The organism is Aestuariibius violaceus (assembly GCF_040779325.2).
Taxonomy (GTDB): domain Bacteria; phylum Pseudomonadota; class Alphaproteobacteria; order Rhodobacterales; family Rhodobacteraceae; genus Aestuariibius; species Aestuariibius violaceus.
On record NZ_JBFONT020000008.1, the window covers coordinates 38,760 to 53,358 of the forward strand.

Consider the following 14,599-nt stretch of genomic DNA (forward strand, 5'->3'; position numbering starts at 1 on the left):
CTTAGAAGATCGTGCAAAGCACCTCGCCACCAACATTGGCAGCGCGGGCATTTGCATCCGACATCACGCCGCGGGGCGTGCTGACAATCGACACGCCGAGGCCCTGACGGACCTGCGGGATGTCCTTGACGCTCATGTAGACGCGGCGGCCGGGCTTGGAGACCCGCTTGAGCTCGCGAATGACAGGAGTGCCATCGTAGTATTTCAGGCTGATCTCGAAGGCGGGATGGCCGCGTTCGTCGGTCGTCTTCTCGTACCCGCGGATATAGCCTTCGTCGGCCAGCACATCGAGCACCCAGCCGCGCAGCTTGGACGCGGGCGTGTGGACGGTGGACTTGGCGCGCATCTGGCCGTTGCGGATTCGGGTCAGCATATCGCCGATGGGATCGTTCATCATGTTACGCCTCCCTTACCAGCTGGACTTGACGAGACCGGGGATCTCGCCTTTGGAACCAAGCTCGCGCAGCGCGATCCGGCTGATCTTGAGCTTGCGATAATAGGCGTGCGGACGCCCGGTGAGCTGGCAGCGGTTATGCAGCCGGACCGCCGACGAATTGCGCGGCAGCTTGGCGAGCTTGAGGCGCGCCTTGAACCGCTCTTCCATCGGCTTGCTCTCGTCGTTCGCGATTTCCTTCAGCGCAGCGCGCTTCTCGGCATACTTGGCGACGAGGCGTTCGCGCTTCTTCTCGCGCTCGATCATTGCTTTCTTAGCCATGGATCAATCCTCTCAGCTGTTGAAGGGCATGTTGAAATGCTTCAACAGCGCTTTGGCTTCGGCGTCGTTATCAGCGGTGGTGCAGATGACGATGTCCAATCCCCAGTTCTCATCGATCTTGTCGAAGTTCACTTCGGGGAAAACGATGAATTCCTTCAGGCCCATGGCGTAGTTGCCGCGGCCATCGAAGCTTTTGCCGGACACGCCGCGGAAGTCGCGGACGCGGGGCAGCGCGATGGTGACGAGCCGGTCGAGGAAATCGTACATGCGGTCGCCACGCAGGGTGACCTTGGCGCCAAGCGGCATGTCTTCCCGGACGCGGAAGCCGGCGATCGACTTCTTGGCCTTGGTGATGACGGCCTTCTGGCCGGCGATGTTCGTCAGATCCTCGGCAGCCGTCTTGGCTTTCTTGGAATCCTTCACCGCCTCGGAGCCGGCGCCGATATTCAGGACGATCTTGTCCAGGCGCGGGATCTGCATGTCGTTCTTGTAGCCGAATTCTTCCTTCAGCTTCGCGCGGATCTCCTCGCGGTAAAGCGACTTGAGGCGCGGGGTATAGGTTGCTGTGTCGAGCATCAGATCACGTCTCCCGTCGTCTTGGCGAAGCGGACCTTCTTGCCGTCTTCCATGCGGAAGCCGACGCGGCTGGCCTTGCCGTTGGCATCGACGATGGCGAGGTTCGACAGGTCGATGGGCATCGCCTTCGGCTGGCGGCCGCCCTGGCTCGCCTGGGTCTGCCGCTGATGGCGGATCGCGATGTTGACGCCACCGACGACGGCCTTGCCCGCCTTCGGATCGACGCTTTCGATCTCACCGGTCTTGCCCTTGTCCTTGCCGGCCAGGACGATGACCTTGTCACCCTTTTTGATCTTGGCGGCCATCAGAGCACCTCCGGAGCGAGCGAGATGATCTTCATGAAGTTCTTCGCGCGCAGCTCGCGAACCACCGGCCCGAAGATACGGGTGCCGATCGGCTCGTTGTTGTTGTTGAGGATGACGGCGGCATTGCGATCGAAGCGGATCGCGGTGCCGTCTTCGCGGCGGACTTCCTTGGCGGTGCGCACGACGACGGCCTTGCGGACGTCGCCTTTCTTCACACGGCCGCGCGGGATGGCTTCCTTGACCGACACCACGATGATGTCGCCCACGGACGCATACTTGCGCTTGGAACCGCCGAGAACCTTGATGCACTGAACCCGGCGAGCACCGGAATTGTCAGCGACATCCAGATTGGTCTGCATCTGGATCATTTGGTTTCTCCCGACCTTTGGGGGCTGGTCTGGTTGTCTCCCCCAGGGTTTCGATCAAACCGGAATGTGATGGCGTGTGGCAGGTCGCTCGTCGCTCCCGTGCGGGCGCTCCTCGCTGGATCAGCGAAGAGGCCCGTGCGGGCCGATGAGCGGCCGGTCAGTCGGCGATCACCTCCCAGCGCTTGGTCTTCGACTTCGGCGCGCATTCCTGGATGCGAACGCTGTCACCGACGTTAAACTTGTTGTTCTCGTCGTGAGCCCGGTACTTCTTGGACTTACGGACGGTCTTCTGAAGAAGCGGGTGCTTGAACCGGCGCTCGACCGACACGGTGACGGTCTGGGCGTTCTGGTTCGAGGTCACGGTGCCCTGAAGGATACGCTTGGGCATGGGCCTACTCCTCGGTCGCCGCGGTCGCGGCCTTTTCGTTCAGGATCGTCTTCACGCGGGCGACGTCCCGGCGGACGACGCGCATGCGCGCGGTGTTTTCAAGCTGACCGGTGGCCTGCTGGAAGCGGAGGTTGAAGGCCTCCTTCTTGAGGGATGCGAGTTCGTCGCGGAGCTGGTCCGGCGTCTTGTCGCGCAGTTCTGTGGCGTTCATCGCCTTCTTCCTTTCAACATCACGAGAGCGCCCCGGCGTCCGGGTCACGCTGATTCCCGTGGAGTTCGTGAATGAGCGCGCCGTATACGTGCCAAGCGCTCCCATGGCAACAGGCATTTTTTTTTACACGGCGCGGCGAGACTTGCGCGCCCGTTTCTCCGGAGGAGATCGGGCCGTTCTACGGAAGTCCTCAGCGCGATGCCATGACCGCAACCCTTCTGCTTGCGCCTTTGATTCAAGTCAATGCTTTGCACCCCCCTTTTCTGCAAAGGGTGCCCCCCTGTCACGAGGGAGATCGAGTATGGAGAGCGCAGCGACGAAACAGCCAAAAGAGGCGATTGACGAGCGGACGGCAAAGATCCTGAGCTTCGAGCAGGGCGAATACCCTTACCCCACCAAGATGAGCCGCGCCGAGTACGAAGCCGAGAAGGCCGCATTGCAGGTCGAGCTTCTGAAGGTCCAGCTTTGGGTGCAGGAGACCGGCCAGAAACACGTCCTGCTTTTCGAAGGACGCGACGCCGCCGGCAAGGGCGGCACGATCAAGCGGTTCACCGAACACCTGAACCCCCGCGCCGCGCGCGTCGTCGCCCTGAACAAGCCGACCGAGGTGGAACGCGGCCAGTGGTTCTTTCAACGCTACATCAAGCACCTGCCGACCTCGGGCGAGATGGTCCTCTACGACCGGTCCTGGTACAACCGCGCCGGGGTCGAGCGGGTGATGAACTTCTGCGATCCGACCGAATACCTCGAATTCATGCGTGAGACGCCCGAGATCGAGCGGATGCTCGTCCGCAGCGGGGTCAAGCTTTTCAAGTATTGGTTCTCGGTCACCCGGGACGAGCAGAAGCGCCGGTTTGAATCGCGCGAGACCGATCCGCTGAAGCGGTGGAAGCTGTCGCCGATCGATATGGCGAGCCTCGACAAGTGGGACGACTATACCGAGGCGAAAGAGGCGATGTTTTTCTATACCGACACCGCCGATGCGCCGTGGACCGTCGTCCGGTCGGACGACAAGAAGCGGGCGCGGCTCAACTGCATGAAGCATTTCCTGTCGGTGCTCGACTACCCCAACAAGGACGAGACGGTAGCGACGGCGCCGGACCCGAAGATCGTTCTGCACGCCAACCACGTCATCAGCCAATCGGAGCACATCCTGGCCGCGTCGCTGCATCCCAAGACGCGGCGGACGACAGCGCAGGCGGCGGAGTGATCCGACAGCCCTAAAGCGTGAGCTTTACGTCCACTTATAGTTAAAACTCACGCTCACCCGCTCGTCCTCGCTCATGTTCATGGGAACCTCATGGCGCAGCCAGCTTTCCCAGAGCAGGACCTCTCCGACCTGCGGTGTCACGTAGACGAAGGTCCGCTGGTCTTCGGACGCATCGGCACGGCGGGGCGGGGCAGCCATCATCATCGGGTGGCGGGGATCCTCGAACCGGATAGCGCTCGTCCCCTCGGGCATCGCCACGTAGGTCGTGCCGCTGATCACCGAATGGGGGTGCAGGTGGGAGGTGTGGATGCCGCCTTCGGGCAGGATGTTGATCCAGATATCCTCAAGCTCCAGCGCCTTGCCGCCCAGATCGAACTGCAACTCGCCGGCAAAGGCCGCGACATGGGCGTCGAGCGCCTTGACCAGGTCGGCGAAGATCGGGAACCGCCAGGGCAGGTCCGTCAGCGAGGCGTAGCTGGTATAGCCGGGATAGCCGTTCTCTTCGCACCATTCCTGGCCTGCCTCGTCATCCCCGGCGATGGAAAAGCACGACGCCTCAAGCTCGGCGGCATCAACAGCGGGTTTGTGGTCCGACAAGGCTGCCCGGTAGAGGCGGGTGACAAAGAGAGAGCTGATCTGAGACATGCGCCCGGACATAGCCGAGCCGGCCGGGCGTGACGAGAGGGCGTCTCAGCCCTCTTCCTGGATGACGAACCCGCTGTTGCCCGTGTCCGGTATCGTTTCTTCCGGTGCAGTCTCGCCCACAGGCGCCCCCTCGGATGCCGTCCGCTCCAGCAGGAAATAACCCAACGTGACCCCCCCGCCGCCGGTCGAGGCGATCTCGTCTGCGACGAGCGGCAGGAGAGACCCGGCCACCGCGCCGGCCACGGCGGTCGCTGCACTGGTCAGCGACGCCTCCGAGGTCACGGCGGCGATCAGCTGCGGTTCCGAGGTCTCGCCCGCGGCAAGGTCCAGCCCAAACGCGAAGCGCGCCGATCCATCCGGCGACGGCTCCAGCCCAGCGGTCAGGTTATAGATCCCGCCCTTCGTGCTGATGAGGAACAGCCAGACCGGATCGCCATCGGTCCCGGTCAGCGTGCCCGACACCGTGCCGCCCGCCTCGACCCGGCTGGCATCCATCAGAAGGATGGGTCCGGTTCCACCGTCCGCCTGAAGGCGTCGTGCAAAGTTCACCGCAGGGCAATGCCCTTCGGCCACGACCCGTTGAAGCAGGTCGGGACGCGCGCCGAATTCATCCTCGTAGGCATCGCGCAAGCCGCCGAACTGGCCAAGCTCGGTCGCGAAGGTCTCGATCAGGCCGGTATTCGGCCCCGCCCGCACGCGGGTGGCAAAGGTGCAGTCCCCTTCGGCAAACGCAGCGAGGAAGCCCTCGCGCGTCATCGCCGCTGGAGTACCTGAGGCGCTGGCCACCCCTTCACCGCCACCACCTCCTGCACCATTCGCATCCGACGCGAACCACGATCCAGGCAAGATCGACTGCAGCGGCCCCTGCATGGCAGCCAGACCACCGACAATGATGAGCAGAAGCGCCAGAAGCATGGTCCACCGGCTGCCGCTGCGCTTCACATTGCGTTTCTTTCGGGACGGCGGTGGGACGGTCAACGTGCGGGGCGTATGCGGAGCGGGTGAGGTCGGCACAAAGCCCGATCCCGCCGGCGGGGCCGTCGCGCCCGTCAGGACGCCCGCCGCTGCCGGCGGCGGCGCGCCAAACGGGCTGTCCGATCCGGCGCTTTCCTCGCCTGAGGGCGGCTGGGTCTGCGGCGGCGTGGACGGCTCTGCCGTCTTGTCGGCGGGCTGGATGATCGTCTGATCAAGCACCAGCGGTTCGGGCTTCGCGTCGAGCAGCGCGATCACGTCGAGCATCCGGGGCGGCCGATCGTCCGGATCGGGCTCGAGCATCTTGGCCAGAACCGGCTGCAACTCGTCCGGCACCTCGCTCAGATCCGGGACGGAGCGGCGGGCATTGACCGCCTCGACAACCGACCCGCCCATATCAAGCGGCGTGCCGATGACAGCTGCCGCGATCATCAGGCCGAAACCGTAGACATCGGTGCGCGGCCCGATTTCCCCGTCATAATGGCCCAGCTGCTCGGGTGAGATGTACTTGAACTTACCGGCCAACTGCCCGTGCAGCGTGCCTTCCGTCAGCTCGGTCGACTTCGCGATGCCGAAGTCGATCAGCACCGCCTCGTCGATCTTGCCGTCGCGCAGCATCACGTTGTCGGGCGACAGGTCGCGATGGGTCACTTCGCGGCCATGGGCCTCGTCCAGGCCCTGGGCCAGACGCTTCATCAGCCGCTTGGCTTCTTCGACCGAAATCGGGCCGTTCTTCCGGACGTGATCGCTCAGCGAGATCCCGTCGATGAACTCCATGATCAGGCAGAACCGGTCGAGCCCCTCGTCCCGGACGAAGTTGTAATAGCGGACGATCGCCCGGTCCGAGAGCTGGCAGAGGATCCGCGCCTCGCGCTTGAAAAGCGTTGCGACCTTTTCGTCCTGGCTGAGGCTTTCCAGCACGATCTTGATCGCCACCGGATCGCCGGTGAAGGCGTTGACCCCGCGATAGACCTCGCCCATCCCGCCAGAGCTGATCTGGTCGGTGATCTCGTAATTGTTGTTGATCATCGTGCCGATGGGGATCGCGCTGCGCTTCCCCTCGGCGGCTTTGTCGGCCCCCATGACTTACGTCTCCCACAGGCCGGTGGTCTCGTCGACCATGGCCTCGGTCCGGGCGTAGCAATCCACGACGATCGCGGTGGTATTGTCACGCGCCCCTTCGGCAAGCGTGCGCTGGATGATCGCGTCGCTGACCGCCTGCGGGTCGCCGAAGCCGTTCGACAGCATCGCGGCAAGGTCGTGGTCGCGGTTGTGCTCGGTCACGCCGTCCGAACAGAGAAGGAACCGGTCGCCCTCCTGAAGCGTGCCGCTGACCACGTCGCAGGCGGCCGGATCGGTCACGCCGATGGCGCGCGTGATGACGTTACGGCGGGGCCAGTGGATCGCCTCTTCCGGCGTGATGGCGCCCGAGTTGAGCAGCTCCTGAACCTCGGTATGGTCCTGGCTGACCCGCGTCAGCTTGCCCCCGCGCAGCAGGTAGAGACGGCTGTCCCCGGCCCAGACGCAGGCATAGGCATCCTCGAAGATCAGCAGCGCCACCAGCGTCGCGCCGACCGTGCCGCCGCCGATCCGCATCGCGTGTTCGACGATCCGGTGATGCGCCCGGTCGAGCCGTTCCATGAACCGCGCCTGAAGATCGTGGGCCGATCCCGGCATTCCGACCGACCGCAGGTCTTCCACGATCGTCTGGCTCGCGTAGTCCCCGGCCTGGTGTCCGCCCATCCCGTCGGCGACGGCCCAGACGCCCGAACCCGGAAGGCTCAGCAGCGCGTCCTCGTTGTGGTCGCGGACGCAACCGCGATGGGTCGCTTCCCCGGTCTGAAACGTGAAAAAGCCGTTGCTCATTCCCCAAGAGGCTCCCGGCCCGTTTTCAGGCTCTTTGTCGTGCCCGCCCGCACTCTACCCCGTTGCCTCCTGCCTCGAAACGCCTGCTGTCAGCCAATTGAACCCATCCGCGTCCGGCAATCCAGCACAAACCTGCACCGCGGCGGCCCTTAACGGATCGCCCGCGCTCCACCAGTAGGAGCGTCCGCGGGTCGCGCGCAGATGGTCGGTGGCCGCGATGGCGGTCAGAAGCTCCTCCACCGGCGTCTCCGGATTGACCGCCCAGAAGCCGGGCTCGTCGGCCTCGACGGTGCGGTAATCGCCCAGCTCGGCGAGATGCGCGTTGAGCGTCTCAAGTGGCGCCTCCCCCTCCAGCGCGTCGAGCCCGGTGGAAAGCGCGGCGTAGAGCGTCTGGTCCGGGTCGATCACCGGTGGCAGGGGAACCGCGTCCTCTACGATGGCAAGCAGCGGAAAACGGCGGCCGACCTTGTCGCGCGAGGGGCGCAGGATCCCGCAGACCGGCCCGGGCGACAGCACCCCCTGCCCGGCCCAGAACCGCAGCTCCATCCCGCTGTCGAAGATTCCGTCCCACGCTTCCCCCAGCGTGCTTTTGGCCCGCGGCAGGATCGCGTGCAGCCAATTCTCCAGCGCAGCTCCCGTTTCGCCTTTGAGGCCCAACGATATGAAGTCCCCAAACGCCCGGTGTTTGCCGTAGAGTCCCGCCACCGGCGCCCCTAGTTGACCTGCGTCGGGCAGCGGAAATCGTCGATCGCATCCATGAGGAAGGGGACCTGCGCGGAGTTGAACTGCATTTCGATCCTTACGGACAATCCCTGAACCGTATAGATGGAACTCAATACGTTGCCGTCCCGCCGCTGCTGGGTTCCCGCGTTCAGAAAATCGATAATCGACCAGGGTCCGTTCCTGGTGAAATCCCTCTGACCGCCTCCGGCTCCTCCACGGTTATAGATTTCAAGAGTGACGTTGCCGGAGCCGTTTGGCCAGTCGAACTGCACGCCCGGACCGGACCCATTGAACAAGTGGTTTTTGTCACCGATCGTAACGCCGACCGACATCCCAGGCTGCAACTCGGGCCGCACGGTAATACTCACCCGTGGCTCGGACGACCCGGGAGGGAAAAAGGCGTTGCGGATCGCTGCAGCCCGCCCGAATTGGTCGAGCGTGGTCTGCGACAGTTCCTGCGACAGCCTGCTTCTCGGATCCGGGGCGATCTGCCCGTCACCGATCCTTTGAGCATGGGATTCAAGATATTCGGAATAGTAGCGATCCATCACACCACGCTCGCCAAAGAAGCGGCCAAACTCCGAAAGCGACAAGTGCCGCTCATTCTGAGTAAAAGGATAGCTTGTCTCGATACCGCTCCGGCATAACGACGTCACGTCGTTCGTCAGAGCCCGGTTCATCTGATCGATCGTCGCGTCGCGCGACTCGCTGCGTAGGTCTTCCAGTATCTCGCGGATGAACCGATCGATCGGCGGCGGGGTCCGGGACTCCTTGTTTTCGAGAGTACTGAGGACCCCGGGCAGTTCCAGCGCAGCTTGTGTCGGGTTGCTGCGGGAGAGCAGGCGATTTTGATGGATTCCCTGGATGTCCGCAACAAGCTCATTGATCGCCCGTTCACCCTGTTCCCCCTCCATCATGATGTGCCACAGCTCGAAATCGTCTTCGAGCCGTTCGATCGGCAGAAGCGGGCTCTGGCTTTGGGACGCCCCGCCAACGCGTTGCTGGTTCTTCCCACTGCTGTTGTTGGCCGCCGATTCAAGGAAAATCCGGGCGGTGCCGCCCTGCGAGGTGATAAACCGCTGGAGCAGGCGCCGGCTGGCCTCATCGGTCACGCCGTCGAGGTTGCCCGACATGATCGCCTCCTGATCGAGGCTCGCCATCTCGTCGATCAGGCGGCTCAGCCGGGTCTCTCGCGTGACCTCACGGGCCAGCGCATAGAGCGGCGAGGTCAGGCCACTCGCGAGCTCCTCCAGCACCGCATAGCTCGGCGCGTCGGCCGAAACCGAGGCAAGCTCCACCCGTTCGAACATCTCGTCCCAAGCGACAATGAACTCGCTCCGGTACTTCGTCAGAAGCGTGGAGGTCAGCGTGGCAAGCTGGCCTTCGTAATCGACCTCGCCCGCCGCCTCGCCCAGAACCCACTGGTCGTCGCGCAGCCGCTGTTCGGCCTCGTCGAGCGCAGGATAGAAGTAATCCCAGAAGCCCATGAAGGTATAGATCGACGGCACGGTAACGTCCGACAGGTCTGACCCGTCGCGGGTGATAAACACCAGATCACTGCCCCGCCCTGTCGCCTCTTCAAGGCTCCAGTCAGGCATCCCGTTCGTCTCCGCCGCGTCGGCGATCGTGATGTAGGCCTGATCGACCAGCGGCATCCGGATGATCGCATCGCGGGCACGCGCGATCGTCTCGGGATCCAGGCCGATCTCGACGCTGCGCGTGTCGTCGAGCGACAGCATCGCCTCCAGATGGCCGACCAGCGCCTCGCGCTCGTCCAGATCGCTGAGCGACGCGAACTCGCCCCGGCGCCACTGCTCCTCGAACCAGACCTGGATCGCCTCGTCGTCAGAGCGCCCGCCGATCCCGCCAAGCAGCATGTAGACCTTCAGCGCCCGGTAGATCTGCGGCAGGTCATTGTCCTGCAGGAAAAGCGGAATGCGCTGCTCCACATCGAGGATCAGCCGCGGCCGCAGCATCTTTTCCAGCGCGTCCGAGTAGGCCTCGGTCGCCGCGGCATTGACGCGGTTGCGCTGGCCCAGGCCGAAGCCTTCCCAAAGATCGCCGTCTTCTGGATCGCCATAACCCGCGGGCATCGACCGCAGGCTGTTCAGATAGGGCAAGATCGCGCGCAGATCGGTGTCGCTGACGACCTCGCGCTGGATCTCGAACCGGGCGACGTTCTGATAGGTCTGCCGCTCGCCCTCGGCCCGGGCCAGAAGCGTCGCGTTCTGCCAGTAACTGATCCCGAAGGCCGTCAGCAGACCCAGCGTCACGACCCCGATCACACCCATCGCTGCGGCGCGCAGGATCTGGCGCCGGGCAACGGCCTTCTTGTCGAACGACACCCAGTCACGCTCTTCAAAGATCACGCGGCGCAGCAGGTCGTGCAGGAAATAGCTCTTGCCCTTGCCCGACATGAAGGCGGGGGTGAAGGCGCCGCCCTCGTTGCCCCGGCTCATCGCGCCCAGCACCTGATCGATCGGCGTGCCTTCCTGCGTGCCCGAGGTGAAGTAGAACCCCCGCAGGATCGCGTTCGTCTTGTACCGCGTCGGCTCGAACACCCGCTGCAGGAAGTCGCTGACATTGTCGCGCAGCAGCGCCATCTGCCCCGGCAGACCGAAGATCGCGATCCGGCTGATGCCGTCCGGTTCCTCGTTCATCCGGTCGATGATCTCGTCCGACAGGCGGCTGACCAGCTGGTCGAACTCTTGCGGCACCTTGTCGTAGGTCTGTTCCTTGCGGTCCTTCGTCTGGAAGGTCACGCCCCAGACATTCTTGCGCCGGTTCAGGCTGAACGAGCTGAAATATTCCCGGAAGCCCGAGATCAGGTCGCATTTGGTGAAGACGACATAGACCGGGAAGTCGACCCTCAGCGTCTCGTGGATCTCGCCCAGCCGCTCGCGCACGATCTCGGCGTGGCGGGTCAGTTCGGCCTCGTTCGAATTCAGCATATCCTCGACCGAGAAGGCCAGGATGATGCCGTTGATCGGCTGGTCCGACCGGGCCTTTTTCAGCAACTCAAGGAAGGCCGTCCAGCTCTTGCTGTCGGCCTCGGCGTCGCTGTCCTGCGTGGTGTAGCGGCCCGCCGTGTCGATCAGCACCGCCTCTTCCGAGAACCACCAATCGGTGTAGCGCGTGCCGCCGAACCCTTCGATGACGCCGCCCTCGTCCTTGTTCGCCAGCGGAAATTCCAGGCCGGAGTTTTCCAGCGCCGTCGTCTTGCCCGCCCCCGGCGGGCCGATGATGACGTACCATGGCAGGTCGTAGAGATAGCTTGCCCCGCCCGATTTCTTCAGCGTGGCCAGCGCCTTGGTCATCCGCTCGGACAGCTCCTTGGCGTCGCCTTCCACGACCTGCGGGATCATCGCCTCTTCCAGCTCTGCCGCCTTCTTGCGCCGCTTGCGCCAGCGGATCAGGAAGACGACCAGCAGAATGCCGTAAAGCACGCCAAGGACGGTCAGCCGCAGCCAGAGCGACGCGAAGACGCCGCCGATCATCTCGCCGCCGAACCAGATCGCGACGCCAAGGCAGATCAGGCCGATGACGATCAGCGGCCAGCGCATCCACGACTTGTAGCGAGGTCTGGGCAAACGGATCCGCATCTCAGAAGGTCCCTTCCTTGGCGATCAGAACTTCGACTCGGCGGTTCAGGGCGCGTCCCTCCGGCGTTGCGTTATCGGCGATCTCGTCCGCCGGGCCGCGCCCTTCGACCTGTATTCGGTCGGGATCGGAAATGCTGCCCGCCAGCACATCGGCCACGCCCTGCGCCCGCGCCTGGCTCAGATCCAAATTGGTCTTGTAGCGGCCACGACCCGACATCGGGATGTTGTCGGTAAAGCCCAGCACCCGGATCGGGCCGGGCTCGTCGTTGAGGACCTGCGCAATCTCGGCAGCGAGAGTGGCAAACTCCTCCTTGACGGTCGCCTGACCACTGTCGAACAGCAGGAGGTTGCCCACGCGCACGTAGATGTAATCGCCTTTGGTCCCAACCTCGACCTCGCCCGCCGCTATCCGGTCGGCAAGTCGCTCTCGGATCCGCTCAAGCTGCGTGGAATCCGGGGCTTGTGGCACGAATTGCGCCTGCACCAGCCGCTCCAGGCTGACCGCAGGCACCCCCGCATGCAGTTCGTTCAGCGCAACGGCCACCTGCCCGCCATCACGGGCCAGAAGCGTCGAGAGCGTCGCGAAGGCCCCCACCAGCATCACAGCGGCCACCGCCGCGATCACCCAGACCGGGGGTCCGCTGAACCGCCGCTTGCCGGCCAGCGGTACGGCGGACCAGTTGACCGAGATATCCTCGTCCGGCCTCGGGTTCACCCGGCGCAACGTCTCGTAGATCGCGTTGCGGATCCGGGCGAGCTCAACGGCCCCGTTTGGCGCCGTCCGGTACTGCCCTTCGAAACCCAGCGACAGACACATCAGCATCAGCTCGAGCAGCTGATAGCGCTGCCCCGGCGCCTGCATCGCCTTCTCGGCCTCCTGAAAGAAGCCGACCCCGGAATCGCGCTTGCCGAAGAACCGCGCGACCATGGAATACTGGATCCAGATGCCCCGGTCCGCGCCGGGCAGGTTCTGCACGATATCGTCCGCAGTGCCGCAGAGCGCATATTTTGCGATCTCCGCCTCCTGCGGATCGGCGCCTGCGGCGATGGCGTTCGGCGTGTAATTGTCCAGCTCGCGGGTCACGTGTTCCATCAGCGGAACCGCCTGCATCTCCACCAGACCGGTCCGCAACCGGCCCAGCAGGATCAGCAGGTTGGCAGCCGCCGCGACCAGCGGGTTCGACGATCCGCCGGCGCCCAGGCCGGCGCCCTTCAGCGCGTCCTGCAGCGGGATCTTCGGCCCGGTCTGCTGCATCGGCGCCTCTTGCCCGCCGCCGATCTCGGGGAAGAAGCCCTCGTTCGTGGTGCCTGGCCGTCCGATGCCGCCCGGTGTCTGGCTTTGCGGGTAGCCCCCGAAGCTTGGCGCGGGCTGCTGCGGCTGCGGCGCGCGCGGCTGCACAGGCACCGACCCGCCCAGCCACGTGTCGTCGCGCGACGGCTGGAACCCTTGCCCCGTCTGCGCCACCCGTCCCGGCCCCGGCGTGGGCAACGCGCCCCCGATGATCGTCTTGTCGCCATCGGCAGGCTTCGGCGCCTGGCCGGGCTGGGGCAGCTTGCCCCCGAACACCGTCTTTTCGTCGTCCGATCCCATCACGCTTTCTCCGGCACGGCCCACAGCTCCAGCTTAAGCTCCGGCCAGTCGCCCGCAAAATGCATTCCGATCGCCGGCGCCGTCGAAAATTCCTGCCAAAGCGGGGTGTTCTTCTCGAGCAGGAAGTACACGTTCGACGAAATCACCCGGATCTGCCGCGGCGGGTTGGGCAGATGGACCAGCCCGATGCCCGGCAGGTTGTTCTTGACGATCTCGCTCATCCGGGTATTCGGCCCGACCTTGCACAGCTCGGGGAATTGCTGCTGCACCTGCGTCAGCGGCTTGGCGCTTTCCACCTCGATGACGAAGGTCGCGTTGCGGAACAGCGTCCGGTCCGCGACCTGCGCGATGTAGGAGTTCTGGCGCACCTGCCGCAGATCCAGCCGCGTCGCCCGGCCCACATCCCGGCTGAGCAGCCGCTGGATATCCTGCACGACCGGCGTGAACGTCTCCTTCGGGTCGCCATGATCATAAGGCGCGTATTCGGGCGCCGTCCGCTTGCCCTGATCGAAGGTCGACAACTCGCCGGCCAGCCCGATCAGCCGCTCATAGAGCCGTTCGGGATGGATGCTCCGGCTTTCCCGCATGTGGCGCAGCGCCCCGATCTCGCGGTTCAGCGTCATCAGCATCAGGTAATCGGTGGCCTGCATCCCACCGCCCGCGGAGGGATCGGAAGCATAGCGCGCCAGGTTTTCCAGCTTGGCTTCGACCCAGCCGATCACGCGGGTCAGGAACCCCATCATCACCGGATGCACCGTCAGGATCAACGCAGGCGGCGGCACCGTGTCGTCCATCGAGACGACGCCGTCCCGCACCTCGGAAATCCGCGCCAACCGCAGGCACTGATAGCCCGCCTTGGGCGACTTCCGCACCACCAGTTCCAGCCGGGGAACGGCGACTTCCAACGCCTGCTCCATCCGGTTCGGGCTGGAATTGTCGGCCACGACCTGCGGCAGGATCTTGTAGCGCGCCGCCTCGCCCGGATCGTCGCCGCCCACATCCTGCCCGTTCTGGCTGATATCGGGCAGCGTCAGCCAGACATGCAGGCCGGCCGCATCGTCCGGCACCTCGACCGGCAAGGGCAGCTCGTCGATGTTCGGCGCATCGAAGGGCGTCCCGTCCGGCATGATCCCCGTCACGGACCGCAACCCGACACGCCCCTGCTGCGCCATGTCCTTGTCCAGCACCATATCCGAGACGCCCCAGGGATAGGGCGTGGTCACCCCCACGCGCGCCTCGATCAGCCGCTCGGTATAGCGGTCCGCCTGTTGCAGATGCTGTGGCTGAAGAAAAAGGCCCTCCTTCCAGGCGACCTTGCTGAACCAAGACATCAAAATCCCTTTCCGCGCGCGCGGCACGTCCCCAATCGCCGGCGACTCTGGAACCTCAGGGATCGGTGGTCAAGGCAGGTTCACCCGACCTTGACC

General features: G+C 64.5%; 15 protein-coding genes. 1 reads left to right on the top strand and 14 read right to left on the bottom strand.

Features of this window, described 5'->3' with window-relative positions; genetic code table 11:
• Position 1 precedes the first annotated feature (1 nt).
• The 7 genes from rpsH to rpmC all read right to left on the bottom strand — a co-directional run bounded on the left by rpsH (position 2) and on the right by rpmC (position 2,563).
• Positions 2-394 (bottom strand): 30S ribosomal protein S8, encoded by a 393-nt coding sequence (gene rpsH / locus AADZ90_RS18450; RefSeq protein WP_367312256.1) that lies wholly within the window; start codon positions 392-394, stop codon positions 2-4.
• 15 nt (positions 395-409) lie between these two features.
• On the bottom strand, positions 410-715 hold the full coding sequence (gene rpsN, locus AADZ90_RS18455) for a 30S ribosomal protein S14 (RefSeq protein WP_367312213.1): 306 nt from the start codon (positions 713-715) through the stop codon (positions 410-412).
• A 12-nt stretch (positions 716-727) separates the two neighbouring features.
• Positions 728-1,291: a 50S ribosomal protein L5 gene (gene rplE, locus AADZ90_RS18460; protein WP_367312214.1), complete on the bottom strand. Its 564-nt coding sequence runs from the start codon at positions 1,289-1,291 to the stop codon at positions 728-730.
• Positions 1,291-1,596, bottom strand: coding sequence for a 50S ribosomal protein L24 (gene rplX / locus AADZ90_RS18465; protein ID WP_367312215.1), 306 nt, complete (start codon positions 1,594-1,596; stop codon positions 1,291-1,293). The genes rplE and rplX overlap by 1 nt, the downstream gene beginning before the upstream one ends.
• The gene (rplN, locus tag AADZ90_RS18470) at positions 1,596-1,964 is read right to left on the bottom strand and encodes a 50S ribosomal protein L14 (protein ID WP_011567679.1); all 369 of its coding nucleotides are present in this window, start codon (positions 1,962-1,964) and stop codon (positions 1,596-1,598) included. Before rplN ends, rplX begins: the two co-directional genes overlap by 1 nt.
• Positions 1,965-2,121: 157 nt before the next feature.
• Entirely contained in the window at positions 2,122-2,352 is a 231-nt protein-coding gene (gene rpsQ / locus AADZ90_RS18475; RefSeq protein WP_367312216.1) for a 30S ribosomal protein S17, read from the bottom strand.
• A gap of 4 nt (positions 2,353-2,356) precedes the next feature.
• Positions 2,357-2,563 (bottom strand): 50S ribosomal protein L29, encoded by a 207-nt coding sequence (gene rpmC, locus AADZ90_RS18480; protein ID WP_367312217.1) that lies wholly within the window; start codon positions 2,561-2,563, stop codon positions 2,357-2,359.
• Positions 2,564-2,864: 301 nt separating this feature from the next.
• Between rpmC and ppk2 the strand changes: the two genes are divergently transcribed.
• Positions 2,865-3,773 carry a polyphosphate kinase 2 gene (gene ppk2 / locus AADZ90_RS18485; RefSeq protein WP_367312218.1) on the top strand — a complete coding sequence of 303 codons (909 nt, stop codon included), beginning with the start codon at positions 2,865-2,867 and terminating at the stop codon, positions 3,771-3,773.
• Between the two features lie 24 nt (positions 3,774-3,797).
• Here the strand turns inward: ppk2 and AADZ90_RS18490 are convergent, their stop codons facing one another.
• From AADZ90_RS18490 to tssK, 7 genes are read right to left on the bottom strand one after another with little or no spacing between them, the layout of a single operon-like run.
• Positions 3,798-4,418, bottom strand: coding sequence for a TIGR02466 family protein (locus tag AADZ90_RS18490; RefSeq protein WP_367312219.1), 621 nt, complete (start codon positions 4,416-4,418; stop codon positions 3,798-3,800).
• A 45-nt stretch (positions 4,419-4,463) separates the two neighbouring features.
• The gene (locus tag AADZ90_RS18495; RefSeq protein WP_367312220.1) at positions 4,464-6,473 is read right to left on the bottom strand and encodes a serine/threonine-protein kinase; all 2,010 of its coding nucleotides are present in this window, start codon (positions 6,471-6,473) and stop codon (positions 4,464-4,466) included.
• Between the two features lie 3 nt (positions 6,474-6,476).
• Positions 6,477-7,256, bottom strand: coding sequence for a PP2C family protein-serine/threonine phosphatase (locus tag AADZ90_RS18500; protein WP_367312221.1), 780 nt, complete (start codon positions 7,254-7,256; stop codon positions 6,477-6,479).
• A gap of 54 nt (positions 7,257-7,310) precedes the next feature.
• Complete coding sequence (gene tagF, locus AADZ90_RS18505) at positions 7,311-7,961, bottom strand: type VI secretion system-associated protein TagF (RefSeq protein ID WP_367312222.1); 651 nt, start codon at positions 7,959-7,961, stop codon at positions 7,311-7,313.
• A gap of 8 nt (positions 7,962-7,969) precedes the next feature.
• The gene (tssM, locus tag AADZ90_RS18510) at positions 7,970-11,581 is read right to left on the bottom strand and encodes a type VI secretion system membrane subunit TssM (protein WP_411997090.1); all 3,612 of its coding nucleotides are present in this window, start codon (positions 11,579-11,581) and stop codon (positions 7,970-7,972) included.
• A gap of 1 nt (position 11,582) precedes the next feature.
• Positions 11,583-13,172, bottom strand: a complete 1,590-nt coding sequence (gene icmH, locus AADZ90_RS18515; protein WP_367312224.1) for a type IVB secretion system protein IcmH/DotU — start codon at positions 13,170-13,172, stop codon at positions 11,583-11,585.
• Positions 13,172-14,503 carry a type VI secretion system baseplate subunit TssK gene (gene tssK, locus AADZ90_RS18520; protein WP_367312225.1) on the bottom strand — a complete coding sequence of 444 codons (1,332 nt, stop codon included), beginning with the start codon at positions 14,501-14,503 and terminating at the stop codon, positions 13,172-13,174. Before tssK ends, icmH begins: the two co-directional genes overlap by 1 nt.
• Positions 14,504-14,599: the final 96 nt, after the last annotated feature.